This is a genomic window from Allorhodopirellula solitaria, from assembly GCF_007859855.1.
GTDB lineage: Bacteria > Planctomycetota > Planctomycetia > Pirellulales > Pirellulaceae > Rhodopirellula > Rhodopirellula solitaria.
Genome location: NZ_SJPK01000006.1, coordinates 232,390 through 245,509 on the forward strand (window position 1 = coordinate 232,390; position 13,120 = coordinate 245,509).

General features: G+C 56.6%; 10 protein-coding genes. 7 read left to right on the forward strand and 3 right to left on the reverse strand.

Annotation, left to right across the window (positions count from 1 at the left end; genetic code table 11):
• The first annotated feature begins 28 nt into the window (after nucleotides 1-28).
• The 5 genes from CA85_RS13935 to CA85_RS13955 all read left to right on the forward strand — a co-directional run bounded on the left by CA85_RS13935 (nucleotide 29) and on the right by CA85_RS13955 (nucleotide 8,335).
• Entirely contained in the window at nucleotides 29-571 is a 543-nt protein-coding gene (locus tag CA85_RS13935; protein ID WP_146391937.1) for a sigma-70 family RNA polymerase sigma factor, read from the forward strand.
• Nucleotides 568-2,220 (forward strand): LamG-like jellyroll fold domain-containing protein, encoded by a 1,653-nt coding sequence (locus CA85_RS13940; protein ID WP_186774938.1) that lies wholly within the window; start codon nucleotides 568-570, stop codon nucleotides 2,218-2,220. Before CA85_RS13935 ends, CA85_RS13940 begins: the two co-directional genes overlap by 4 nt.
• A complete protein-coding gene (locus CA85_RS13945) occupies nucleotides 2,210-5,086 on the forward strand; it encodes a PSD1 and planctomycete cytochrome C domain-containing protein (protein WP_146391939.1) in 2,877 nt (958 codons plus the stop codon). Before CA85_RS13940 ends, CA85_RS13945 begins: the two co-directional genes overlap by 11 nt.
• A 114-nt stretch (nucleotides 5,087-5,200) precedes the next feature.
• Entirely contained in the window at nucleotides 5,201-6,592 is a 1,392-nt protein-coding gene (locus tag CA85_RS13950) for a DUF1501 domain-containing protein (protein ID WP_146391940.1), read from the forward strand.
• A gap of 30 nt (nucleotides 6,593-6,622) precedes the next feature.
• On the forward strand, nucleotides 6,623-8,335 hold the full coding sequence (locus CA85_RS13955; RefSeq protein ID WP_246112789.1) for a sulfatase family protein: 1,713 nt from the start codon (nucleotides 6,623-6,625) through the stop codon (nucleotides 8,333-8,335).
• Here the strand turns inward: CA85_RS13955 and CA85_RS24945 are convergent.
• From CA85_RS24945 to CA85_RS13965, 3 genes are all read right to left on the reverse strand, one after another.
• Nucleotides 8,292-9,179: a hypothetical protein gene (locus CA85_RS24945; protein WP_186774939.1), complete on the reverse strand. Its 888-nt coding sequence runs from the start codon at nucleotides 9,177-9,179 to the stop codon at nucleotides 8,292-8,294. The genes CA85_RS13955 and CA85_RS24945 overlap by 44 nt on opposite strands.
• Before the next feature lie 118 nt (nucleotides 9,180-9,297).
• A complete protein-coding gene (locus tag CA85_RS24950; RefSeq protein ID WP_186774940.1) occupies nucleotides 9,298-9,468 on the reverse strand; it encodes a hypothetical protein in 171 nt (56 codons plus the stop codon).
• A complete protein-coding gene (locus CA85_RS13965) occupies nucleotides 9,468-10,538 on the reverse strand; it encodes a DUF1559 family PulG-like putative transporter (RefSeq protein ID WP_407921395.1) in 1,071 nt (356 codons plus the stop codon). The genes CA85_RS24950 and CA85_RS13965 overlap by 1 nt, the downstream gene beginning before the upstream one ends.
• A 432-nt stretch (nucleotides 10,539-10,970) precedes the next feature.
• Between CA85_RS13965 and CA85_RS13970 the strand changes: the two genes are divergently transcribed.
• Nucleotides 10,971-11,720, forward strand: coding sequence for a glycosyltransferase family 2 protein (locus CA85_RS13970; protein WP_146391943.1), 750 nt, complete (start codon nucleotides 10,971-10,973; stop codon nucleotides 11,718-11,720).
• A 127-nt stretch (nucleotides 11,721-11,847) separates the two neighbouring features.
• The gene (locus tag CA85_RS13975) at nucleotides 11,848-13,062 is read left to right on the forward strand and encodes an App1 family protein (RefSeq protein ID WP_146391944.1); all 1,215 of its coding nucleotides are present in this window, start codon (nucleotides 11,848-11,850) and stop codon (nucleotides 13,060-13,062) included.
• Nucleotides 13,063-13,120 lie beyond the last annotated feature (58 nt).

Below are 13,120 nucleotides of genomic sequence, written 5' to 3' on the forward strand. Positions count from 1 at the left end.
GTTTCCGTTCCTGCCGGCATAAATAGGCATGGAAACGAATGAATATCCCGATTCGCAGGCCGAGTTTGTCGGTCTGCTGACGAGCAACCAAGCGGCGATCACGCTCGCGGTTCGTTGTTTGATGCCGGGTGATCGTGGTGCGGACGAGGTTGTCCAGCAGACCAACGCCAAGATTTGGCAGAAACGTTCCGATTTTGAAGCCGGTACGAATTTCCGAGCGTGGGCGGCAACGATCGCACGCTACGAGGTGCTGAATTACCGCAAGCAGCAAGCTCGAGACGCTCGGATCAACTTTTCGAGTGAGTTGGAGCAACAGATCGTTGCGGACGCTGCTGAGTTCGAGGACGATTTCTCCGAGCGGCACTCAGCTCTGCGAGAGTGTCTCGGTGAGCTGAAACCAGACAGCCGCGAGCTCTTGATGTCGCGATACGAAGGCGACGAGACACTCGCCGATTTAGCGAGCCGGGTCGGGCGATCGGTAGGCGGGATCAAGGTCACGCTGTGTCGTTTGCGGACGACGCTCTCGGCATGCATCCAGCGCCGCTTGCAAGCAAGCGAGGGCACGGTATGAACCGAGACGAGCGACTGCTGCTGATTGATGAACTCATCGAGGGGACCATACTTGCTCCCGATCGGCTGAGGATCGAAGCTGAATTGATTATCGACCCGCAGGTGCGGCAGGAATACTATCGTCGTCTGCAGCTCGATATGCTGCTTCGAAGCGAAGCCTCTCGGGGTGCTGCACCGGAGAATACGTCTGGCGGTACCGTGGCTGGTGCCGCGGCGAATTCTTTTCGACCAGTCCACTGGGTTTCCGCCGCGCTGTTGGCCGTTGCTGCCATGTTGCTATTGGTGTTGGCAATCGAGTTTGACGGCGACCGGTCTGAAACGGTAGCGGGCGGGGACACTCAGCGGCACTTGGCAATGGGGCAGGAAGAGCCTTCGGCGTCTGGATTTGCGGTTGTCGATGGCCAGGCTGATGCGATTTGGGAGGAAGCTGCGTTTGCCAATGGCGATTTGCTGCCGGGCGGAGAGTTGCACCTCCGGTCGGGTCGCGCTCGCATCGAGTTTTTCAGCGGTGTTGAGATGGTGTTGGAAGGAGAGTCGCGATTTTCGATCGATTCGTCCATGCAAGTCACTCTGTTTCGTGGCCGTGCTCGTACGCGAGTCCCCGAACCGGCCCAAGGCTTTCGGGTGAAGACAAGCTCGGGAGATGTGATCGATCTTGGGACGGAGTTCAGTGTCGCGGTCGATGAGCAGGGATCCGATGTGTATGTCGTCGATGGAGAAGTGGAGCTGCATCCTACCGACAGTGACGCTCTTCGAATCGATGCCGGGCAGGCCCGACGGTTAGACCGCTCGGGAGGAGTGACAGAGGTTAGTGCGTTGGACGAGTCGGTTTTGGGGCCGCACGAGTTTCAAAATTGGTTGCGGCAGCAGCGAGATCAACGCCATGTTCAGTGGCAGGCAGCCACGGAGCAACTCCGTGGTGATCAGCGCACCCTCGCCTACTATCAATTCCATCGAGAGAGCCGGCAATCACGTCGCATTGAGAACCTGGCGACGGGGGCAGCCGACCGAGCTACCGACGGGACTATCGTTGCAACCACCCCGGCGACTGACCGCTGGGGGCGCAGTGACTCGGCATTGGATTTCAGTCGAGTTGGAAGCCGGGTGCGGGTTCGCATTCCAGGCGAGCACCGAGGGTTGACGCTGATGTGTTGGGTGAAGATCAATAGCCTCGACCGCTGGTACAACTCGCTGTTTTTAACTGACGGACATGATGAGCGAGAACCGCACTGGCAGATCATGGACGATGGGCGGATTTTCTTTTCGGTCAAAGTGCCTTCGCGTCAGCGTGATGCGGACGGCAAGGCCGAACAGCCAATCTTTTACTCGCCGAGTATCTGGGACGCGTCGCTAAGTGGACGCTGGATCATGCTCGCGGTGACATACGACGTCGACCGGGCCGAGGTGACTCACTACCTCAACGGTCAACCGATTAGTAGCGAGCCCATTGCGCCGCAGGCGTTGGTTGAGTCCATTCAGATTGGAACCGCCTCGATTTGCAACTGGAGTGAGCCAAAGTACCAGACTGACCCGCGATTTGTGCTCCGTAATCTGAATGGGAGTATGGATGAAATGTCGGTTATGTCAGGTGCCTTATCGGCAAATGAAATTATTCATTGGTATCAATTGGGGAGTTCGGATGAACGTTAGATGCAATTTCCTCACTGCTGCGGCGCTCGTCGCCGCGGTGATCGGGACCGCCGTACCAGTGTCGACGGCAGCGGCCGATGACGCTGCCCAACGGCTCTTTACGCTCAAGGTTTTGCCGCTGCTTAAGGACAAATGTCTGGGTTGTCACGGCGGTGACCCTGCTGACATCAAGGGTGACTTCAGCGTGTTGAGCCGGGAATCGCTGCTCCACGGGGGCGAGTCCGAGGAACCCGCGATGGTTCCCGGGAAACCCGATGAGGGAACGCTCCTGCCAGCGATCGCTTGGGAGGATTATGAGATGCCACCGAAGGAGAATGATCGCCTAACGGAATCGCAAATTGAGTCGTTCCGTCAATGGATCGAGCAAGGGGCACCTTGGCCAGACGAATCGACTCAGCAAGCCTACCGCGATGCTGAAGCGAAGCAGCGGGTAACCGACGAAGGCGAGATCGTCGCGACCAGCGGCGGAACGTCCGATGAATGGTCTTATCGTCGGTACCAGCCTGAAGATCTCTGGGCTTTCGAGCCATTGCCGCCGATGGCTGAGCTGCTCCCCGATGACCTCGCGGGTGCCGATGCGATCGATCACTTCGTTGATCGAGAGATCGAAGCAAGTGACTTGCAAGCCTCCGGCCGTGCGACGCCGCAGGAGTTGATCCGGCGAGCCACCTATGATCTCACCGGGCTGCCGCCGACCCCGACAGAACTGGACGCTTTCATTGCCGCCGACGCCGAGAACCCCGAACAGGCCTGGCGCGATCTCATCGAGCGATTGCTGGCCAGTCCCCGGTATGGCGAACACTGGGCGCGGCACTGGCTCGACGTGACCCGCTACGCGGACACCGGCGGCATGTCGAACGATTTTGAGCGTTCCAATATGTGGCGATATCGTGACTACGTCATCCGCGCATTCAACGGCGATAAACCTTACGATCGCTTCGTCATCGAGCAACTCGCTGGCGATGAGTTGGCCGACGAATCGGTCCGGCAACGTACCGATGCAACCGACGCGGAGGTGTATCGTGTGCAGAAGGAAGGCGACTACACCGCCGAGGAAGCAGAGTTGTTGGTCGCCACCGGCTTCCTGCGTTTGGGGCCATGGGATAACGCGATGATCGAAGCCGATGAGGCGCGCCAGATCTATCTGGATGATCTCGTCAACGTCACCGGCCAGACCTTCCTGTCGCAAACACTGCGTTGTTGCAAGTGCCACGATCATAAATTTGATCCGATCCCCACCCGGGACTACTACCGGATCTACTCCGCGTTCTCAACGACCCAGATGGCCGAGCGGCGTGTGCCATTCTTGCCGGAGGAGAGTCGCGACCGATTCGATGAAGGCAGGGCGCACGTTCAGCGAATGCTCGACTATGCCGTCAGCGAAAAGGAAAAGCTCGTCACCAAACGCGAAGCGGCGGCGCGTGAGTGGTTCAATGAGCACGACCTGCCTTACAAGAACGAGTCGGAGCGAAAGCAGCTTGCCGATGAATTGAAGCCGCCACGGCACGTTGGGCTCGATCATTCCGAGCAAGGTCAGCTGAAGGTGCGTGAACAAGACGAGTGGATCTGGAACCGACGTCTCGAACGCTATCAACCGATGGTGCAAAGCGTCTACAACGCCGCCACGACGCAGTTGGCGTGGAACGGTGCTCGTCACCTTCGAATTCGCCGGAAAGCGAAGGATGAGGATCCGCCGCAGAACCATATCCTTGTCGGAGGCGCGTTGGCTGCACTGGGCGATCAGGTCGCTCCCGGTGTGCTCAGTGTGCTTTCGATTGCCTCAGGTACGGATCGTTCCGATCCTTATCTGTTGACACCTTCGGTTGAGGGCCGACGCCTGGGGCTGGCGCGTTGGATTATCAACCCCGACAATCCTTTGACCTCACGCAGTATTGTCAATCGCATTTGGCAGCACCATTTTGGTGTCGGGTTAGCCGCCAATGCGAACAACTTCGGTGCCAAGGGTGCCAAGCCGACGCATCCCGAACTATTGAACTACCTCGCACGCGAATTCGTTGATGGCGGCTGGACGATCAAACGGATGCATCGCCTGATCATGTATTCCGATGCGTATCGTCGTTCCACCCGCCCTGTGGATGCAGAGGTCGCTGCGGAGTCGGATCCCAATAACGATCTCTTGTCCCACTTTCCGCGGCGCCGGCTCACTGCCGAAGAACTCCGTGACAGTATGTTGTCGTTCACAGGCGAACTCGTCAGTGCGGACGGCGGTGTTCCTGTCAAACCGGAGATCAATATGGAGGTGGCATTGCAGCCTCGGATGATCCAGTTTTCACTGGCGCCGGCCTACCAGCCTTCGCCGCGACCTGATCAACGCAACCGACGCTCGATTTATGCCTACCACGTTCGCGGTCAAGCGGATCCGTTTACCGAGCTTTTCAATCAGCCCAATCCGAATGAATCGTGTGAGTTGCGTGAATCTGCTGCCGTGACACCGCAGGTGTTCACACTGCTCAACAGCGACATGGTAACTGATCGAGCGATCGCATTTGCTTTGCGATTGGAATCGGAGTCGGATGACCCATCACATCAAATCGATCGCGCGTTTCGCCTGGCGCTGTCGCGTCACGCTAGCTCTGACGAAATGGATCAACTCACCCAATACGTCGACGACATGGAAGCGTACCACAGTGGGATCCAACCCGAGCCTGTGGACTATCCGAGCACGATCACCCGCTCGCTCGTCGAAGAATTCAGCGGCGAGCCATTTCAGTACACCGAGATTCTTCCGGTGTTCGAGGGTTATCAACCCGATCCCAAACCTGCTGATGTGTCGCCACGAACGCGCGCTTTGGCGGATATGTGCCTACTGCTGCTCAATACGAACGAACTTATGTACGTGCAGTAGCATTTCGACATTGATTCCTTTGCATTGTCTCCACCGTGGGACATCGTTTCCTAAGCCGCTTCGCGAAGTTCACTGAGAAGTTCGCAAGCAGCAAACCCCACCCGAGGATTTATTATGCTCGACCCCACTCGCCGATCGTTTTTGTATGGCCTCGGAGCCAGTCTCGGGTCTCTCGCCCTGACCGATCTATTGGCCGGAGAACAGGCAGCGGCTCCGGGCCCGCTGACGCCGAAGCCGCCGATGCACACTCCGCGAGCTAAGAACGTCATTATGCTGTTCATGGAGGGAGGTCCTGGCCACATGGATACGTTCGACCCGAAGCCTGAGTTGACGCGACTTCACAAGCAAGAGTCGAAGCTGACCGGTGGTCAGGAAACGGGATTCAAGTTCTTTGTCGGCAGTCCGTTCCAGTTTCGCAAAGCGGGAAATAATGGCATCGAGATGTGTGACCAGTGGAAACACCTGGCGGATCCGTTTGTTGCCGATGAACTGTGTAACTACCGTGGCTGTCAAGCGGAATCGCTGAATCATCCCGAAGCCTTGTTCCATATGAACACTGGAAGCCGGCTCGGTGGCGACCCGGCGTTGGGATCGTGGGCGACCTATGGTCTGGGCACAGAAAACCAGAATCTTCCGGGTTACGTCGTGATGACGGAGTTGGCACTGCCTCAGGGCGGTCCGACGAATTGGAGCAACGGGTTTCTGCCTCCTTATTATCAAGGCACGCGGCTACGTCCGGCGGGATCGCCTGTTCTCGATCTTGCGCCCCCGAACTTCAAGTCTCGTGAACATCAGCGCCGCGCCCTCGATGAACTCGCTATGCTCAATCGATCGCATTTGGATTCACTCGGCGCCGATGATGAGAAGCTGCTAGCGAGAATGGAGAACTACGAACTCGCGTTTCGCATGCAGACTGAGGTCCCCAGTGTGGTCGATCTATCGCGTGAATCGGAGCAAACGCATCAAATGTATGGGCTCGACGATCCGGACACGCAGGGATTCGGGCGACAATGTCTGATGGCGCGCCGACTCGTCGAGAGTGGTGTCCGCTTCGTGCAAATCTTCAGCGGAGGTTGGGATAGCCATGACTACCTCGAGCGAGGTCATACGTCGCGAATCAAGAGCGTCGATAAGCCTATCGCTGCCCTGATTCGAGATCTGAAACAGCGTGGGATGCTCGAAGACACGCTCGTGATCTGGACCGGCGAGTTTGGCCGAACTCCCGACAACAATAAACGCGGTGGTGTCTACTCGCTCGGTCGCGGGCATAACAACGAAGCGATGAGCATGGTCTTTGCTGGCGGCGGGGTGAAACCTGGCGTGGTTGGGGCAACCGATGAAGTCGGTTCGAAGGCTGTCGAGTGCGTTCATCCGATTCGCGATCTGCATGTGACCCTGCTACATTTACTTGGATTGGATGACAATAAACTGACTTACTTTCACGCCGGTCGGTACAAACAGCTATCCCAGTTTGGTGGGGAGCTCATTCCGGAACTGATTGCTTAACCTTTTTCGATGACATTGAGAGAAGGCCTTATGAATTTCGACGCTCACAGGTATCTGAGAACAACGCTGGTTCTCGCCGTAGTAATGGCAACGTTGTCGGCGATGCCGACGGTCGTGGCGGCAGCGGACCGACCGAACATCTTGTTTATCATGTCGGATGATCATGCAGCGGAAGCAATCTCTGCATATGGAAGTCGTCTGGCAGAGGTCGCACCCACTCCCCATATCGATCGACTTGCGCGCGAAGGCGCCTTGTTGAACAATGCGTTCTGCACGAACTCGATCTGCTCACCTTCACGAGCGTGCGTGTTGACCGGCCAGTACGATCACACCAACGGCGCCTTTGATCTGGCGGGCCGTGTCCCTCCGGGCAAGCAGATGCTCGCAATTGAGATGAAGAAGGCAGGCTACGAGACGGCGATGATCGGCAAGTGGCACCTCAAGGATGAGCCGGCTGATTTTGACTACTACTGCGTACTTCCGGGACAAGGCAAGTATCATGATCCTGAATTCCGTATTCGCGGCGACCAACCCTGGGGCAAGAACACGATTCGCTTCGGCGGCATGCATGTCACCGATGCCATCACCGACCTCACCCTGCGTTGGCTAAACAAGGAACGGGACCAAAGCAAGCCGTTTTTCTTAATGCATCATTTCAAGGCGCCGCACGACTACTTTGACAACGCGCCGCGATACCAAAGTTACCTACGGGATGTTGAAATCCCCGAACCCGACACGCTATGGGAACGGGATCCTAAATTTGGATCCATCGCTACCCGCGGCGCCAATGACGAATTGATCCCGCACATTGGGACGTCCATTGGTGGTCGCAATCCGCGACGCTCCTACCTGGGCGATTTGCCCGAACTCTATCCAGAGGAATTCCCAGAGAATTTCGATCCCAGTGAGGGTAGTGATGAAAGCAATACGCGTCTGGCCTACAACGCCTACCTGCGGAAGTACCTCCGCTGTGTGAAGGGGATTGACGATAACTTAGGCCGTCTTTTTGACTACCTCGAGGAATCGGGCCAAATGGACAATACGCTGATTGTCTACACCGGTGATCAGGGATTCATGTTGGGCGAGCACGACTACCAAGACAAACGCTGGATGTACGAGGAATCTCAGCGGATGCCGTTTCTCGTGCGTTATCCGAAATCGATCCCCGCAGGTCAGCGACTTGACGCGATTGTCGAAAACGTCGATTACGGTCCCATGATGCTTGATTTTGCCGGAGCGAACGTCCCGGACACTGTGCAAGGCAAGTCGTTTCGCTCATTGCTGGAAACTGGTGAAGAGCCCGCCGACTGGAAGCAGGAAGCTTACTATCGCTATTGGATGCATATGGCCCACCACGACAATCCGGCGCACCTAGGCATTCGTACCAAAACTCACAAACTCATTTACTATTACGGATGCAATTACGACGGTGGCTATCAGACGCCGCCCGGCTGGGAACTCTACGATCTCGAAAACGATCCGAAGGAAACACGCAACGTTATCGATGATCCGGAGAACGAAACGCTCGTTCAGGATTTGAAACAGCGTTTGGTCGAGCTTCGCAAACGCGTGGATGACCATGGTGATCACTTCCCGAAATGTGAAGCCATCGTGCAGGAGTTTTGGGATGACGATCAACAGGATCGAGAGCGAGCTGTCGAGTTGTCACACGAGTTCCTGCAGAGGCGTCTGTCCGAGCTTAAAGCTGGGAAGCGAAACGTGCGGACGTGGCAAGGCCCCTAGCAGAGACAGCCCCCTTAGCCGAGGTGGTCGTTTGCCCGGCAAGTTCCTGCAAGGCAGATTGCAATGCTTTGCTATCGAGCCCGGACCCCACAGGTCCGGACTCGATCGTTTGGCCGCGGAGATGGATGCCTGCAATCGCTCCGGAGTCAAACAGCAGGGGAGCGCCATCCGTTGCCCGGAAGGAGACCTTGGGGTTCTCAAACGCGTACCGGATCGAGCCTGATGAGTCGACATCCACGACTTTTACCTCGTGACATTTCTGGCTGGGCGAGGCTCCTTCAAATAGCGCCGTCGCCATCCACAGACGCTGGCCGACCTGGATGGTTTCGTTTGAGAATTGCAAGGGATTTCCTTTCAACGATTTCCCTTTGTCAAAAACAATGATGTCAAGATCGAGCCACTTCAGCTCGTTCTGTTTTGCGTCCGCTGGAGTCAATGGGCGACCCAGCTGTTTGACCGCGTCGGTGGCACCGAAAGCATCGCCGACGGAGGCCGATTTGATTGCAGTGCCCCACTCATTCGGACTGATATCTCGAGTCAGTCCAGTTGTAGGTCCTAGTAGATGCGATGCGGTTACCAAGTAGGAGTTATCGCTATCCGGGAGCTGGGCTAAGAATGCGGTGCCAACAGTCGTTCCGGATGATACGTCGCCAGCATCGGTGACGAAGAACGGTCGCCAGACCGAGTATTCCGGGACGTCAGGCGATCCCTCGATCTTCGATGGTTTGTTAATGATCAACTGGGATCGATCGACACCGGGGGTCGAGTCGCAGCCCATCGTAAGGAACGGGATGATCAGCAAGGCGGTCGGAAGTGCGTAGCCAGTTTTGAATAGAGTAGTCATTGAGAGCGTGGTCTCCAGGAGGCGATGGTAAGAGAGATGGGTAGCATTGGAATGCAAATAACGCCACTTCGGTTAAAAGTGGCGTCTTAATGGTACGAATATCAAATGGCGATTAGGCCTACATACTCGATTCCTGGTCGCTCACCATTTCATCATGCTCTACGATCTCCTGTTGCACGGCATCGTCGAGTGCAGGAGGTGGCTCGGGCCCGCCGCAGCCGCATGTCACGGCACAGCCGATCGTGAGCAGCAACCAATAGATTCGTCGTTTTTGAGTCGTGGATTTCATTAGAGTTTTCCCTCGTCAATGACTTCGCCATCATTGATTAGACAGAGTTGTTTCCAGACGATCGCGTCGACTGAGAACGAGTAGAACCGAACGGAACCGTCGCAAAACGCTGCGTTCAGACCTCCCGTGTGGGGGCCACCGAAGTAGCGATTCCAATTCGTATGGCTAGGGTCTTCGGCGACATAGGTTTGTTGGTCAGCACGTGGCGGAAAATGCCACCGGAGGACACATTCATCCCATCCGGCGTTGTTCCAGCGCTCGTTGTCTCCACCATCCAAACCGTGTTGACTTGGGTGTAGCGATTTCTCGCTAAAAAGGAGCGACATGGTGGTGCCATCGGTCAGATCTGCCAGGGTCCGTTTGTCGCCTTCGCCGGGCCAGATAATTGCTCCGCCTCTTTGCGGAGCCAGCCCACCGTTGGGAGCTGTTCGTGTTCCCTCGGCTGGCGCACCGAGGGGAGCTTCGGGAATGAAGTCGACCCGTGAATCAGGGCGGCCATGGTAGAAACCTGCACTGCCGGCGTAGTCAGTACGGCCGAATCGAGAGCTGCCGTAACCCTTCGGCGATCGCCGCGAGGGGCAATAGAAACCGGACACGAGTTGTTGGGCGACCTCATTTTCATTGCCATTGCCAGATATCGTTCCCCAGAAGGGAGGATCATCTCGACCCATTTCATAGATGTTGTTGCCTTCCATGAAAGGTAAGATCTTGTACTGAGCGCTCCACCCGCGTCGGGTCGATGCTCGGCAGCAAACGTCGTTCTTGGGATGACCTTCAGTCGTTGGTGCTTCACTCGGATATTCCACCGCGTTGCGATCACCGTCGATCGGGCCTTCAGGGAGTTTTCGATAGGCACTTTCAAAGTTAAGCGTGGCCAGGCCCATCTGTTTCAACTTGTTCGAACACTGCATACGGCGTGCTGCCTCCCGGGCCGCCTGAACGGCCGGTAGCAGGAGGCCGACCAGAACTCCAATGATCGCGATCACCACGAGCAGTTCCACCAACGTAAAAGCGTTTGGATTGGTTGCCCAACGTCTCCTCTGCGGACGCGCGGCGCTGACATATTTCATCATCGATTCTCCTCTGCAACTACTAGAAGATTGAAGGTCACGTAGCGAGAGAGTTTTCCCGCTATCGTGCCGAGCGAATCAACGTGACGTCGCTCGACGTTGCTGATTGAAACGAGTGGCAAAATGATCGTCCAGAGCTCTCGAGGCGAAGTACGCCGTTCTTCTTCAAAGCTTCACGAGCACGCCAGGCTCCGTGAAGATTCGGTTACCCGAAGCCTTCTGCTAGTGTGAAGAAACTGTGCACACCGTCTTTCGGCAATGCGTTTCCACAGTGAAAGATGTGGGATGATCGGTCACGATCGAGGCAAGGCCGGGGCTAGCGATCAGCGCTGTTGCGTTCGGAGTTCTCCTCGCGGGTGAACACACCTTGAAAACCAACTGCGAGGGCTGCTGCAATCCAATTGCACACCTGACGAGTGGGTCGTGGTCGGAATGGATCAAGACGTCGATCTTCCCAAGACAACGGCATTCCCTGTTCGCACCGCACGGGTGGATGGTAATGGGACAAGTTTGCCGCTCGCGGAGGCACGCAATCGCGCGGCGGAGTTCAGCCGCAGTGAGTCAATCGTTTTCTTGGACGTCGATTGTATCCCTTCGGCATCCATGATCGATAGGTTCCAGTCTGCGCTGCGAGATGATGATCGTTTATGGATGGGAAGTGCTCGCTATCTACCAGCGAACGCAACCGATGGGCAATGGAAGATGGACGACCTGTCGCTGCTAGCGCGCCCGCATCCGCTCCAACCCGATTTGGATGAAGGAGAACGGCAACCGTCAGAGCACTACGAGATGTTCTGGTCGTTGTGTTTCGCGATCAGGAAGTCTACGTTTCAGCAGATCGGTGGGTTTGATGGCTCGTTCGATGGTTACGGCGGCGAGGATACTGATTTCGCTTTCGCAGCGAGACACGCGGGCGTATCGTTCGGTTTTCTAGGAGCGGTGGCCTATCACCAGCACCACAAGGTTTGCAAACCACCCCTGAACCACTTTGATGCGATCGTGCGAAACGCGATGCAATTTCGCGAGAAGTGGGGCGTCTGGCCGATGGAGTCTTGGTTAAACGCCTTTGCGAGGATGGGGCTACTCCAGTTTGATATCCGCGATGACACCCTTTCGATTCTGAGAAAACCGTTGAGTGAGGAAATCGATGCCGCCGCCGCGGTTGCTCCGTATGGCTTCTGAAGCGCGGGCAGCATAGCGTTGTTGTCGTTCTCCATTTGACCGAATGGTTTATTTCACGAACGCTGGTCGCTAGTATCAGCATATCGCTGGCACTGACGACTGGATCCGACCTGAGAGAGACACCGACATGAGCGACAATTCGACCGAGCCATCCTGGCGCAAAGAACTCGCGTCTTTGCTAACTCGCTCCGCGTCGTCAGTAGACGATTTTGCCGATACGCAAATTCGTCGTCTCCGCAAACGCTTCGGACGCTCAGGCCGCCCTGCGATTCAACCGTACAACGGGTACGCCACCGCAGACACCGTGCATCTTCATGGTCGCGTGCTAACCAATCCATTGTTGGACGCCAGGCTTCGCGACGATCGCTGGTGGCACGATCTGGCAGCTACTATTCAGCGGTTCGCCAGCGACGAAGTCCCTGGTGTCACTGTGCTTGCCCGCATGGGAAATGCGACAGGGCACACCGTCAGTGACGCCGAAGGCTATTTTCGCGTGACGCTCGCGCGGGACGAGATCGGTGGGGAATTGCCATTTTGGTCGGAAGCGGCCCTCTGTCTCGCCGATCATCTGCACAAACCGACGATCGAGTCTGCGACGCAGTGTAATGTGATGACGGCGCCAGAGAGGGCGCGCTTTGCGTTGATCAGTGATGTCGACGATACGATTATGCACACGGGCGCCACGAGTCTCGGGACGATGGCGAAGCTGACATTCTTCGCGAATGCCCGAACGAGAGCACCTCTGCCCGGCATCGCGAGTTGGTACGAGGCATTGCAGCATGTCGGCAGCTGTGGGGATCCAAACCTCTCGCCAGAGTGTGAACGCACGAATCCGATTTTCTATGTGAGCAGCTCACCCTGGAACCTCTACGACCTTCTCGCGGACTTCATTGAGATCAATGCGATACCGGACGGCCCAATTCTACTGCGAGATTTAGGATTCGAAGAGGACAAATTCTTCAAGAACGGCCATGATCACAAGCTAGCGAAAGCTCGTCGGCTGTTGCGGCAGTTTCCGGGATTGCCGTTTGTGTTGTCAGGCGATTCGGGTCAAGAAGACGCGCGTCTGTATGCCGCCGCTGCGGAAGAGTTTGGTTCACAAATAAAGGCCATCTTCATCCGCGATATCGACCCGCTGTCGGATAGCACGCACGATGAGGAGGTTGTGCGATACATGAGGCAGGCGGGGGCTGCGGGCGTCCCCATGTTCGCGATCGGTGACAGCGTGGAGGCTGCTCGATACTGCGTGGAGCTGGATTTGTTGCCGCCTTCTTGCCTGGAGGAAATCAAGGAGGCAACCGACCGCGACGAGCATCGTTTGAGCGGGCCATTGACGCCGTGAACTCTACTTTCGACCGTGCCGATATCACGCCACGAGCGATTCCCGTGCGCCCACCCAG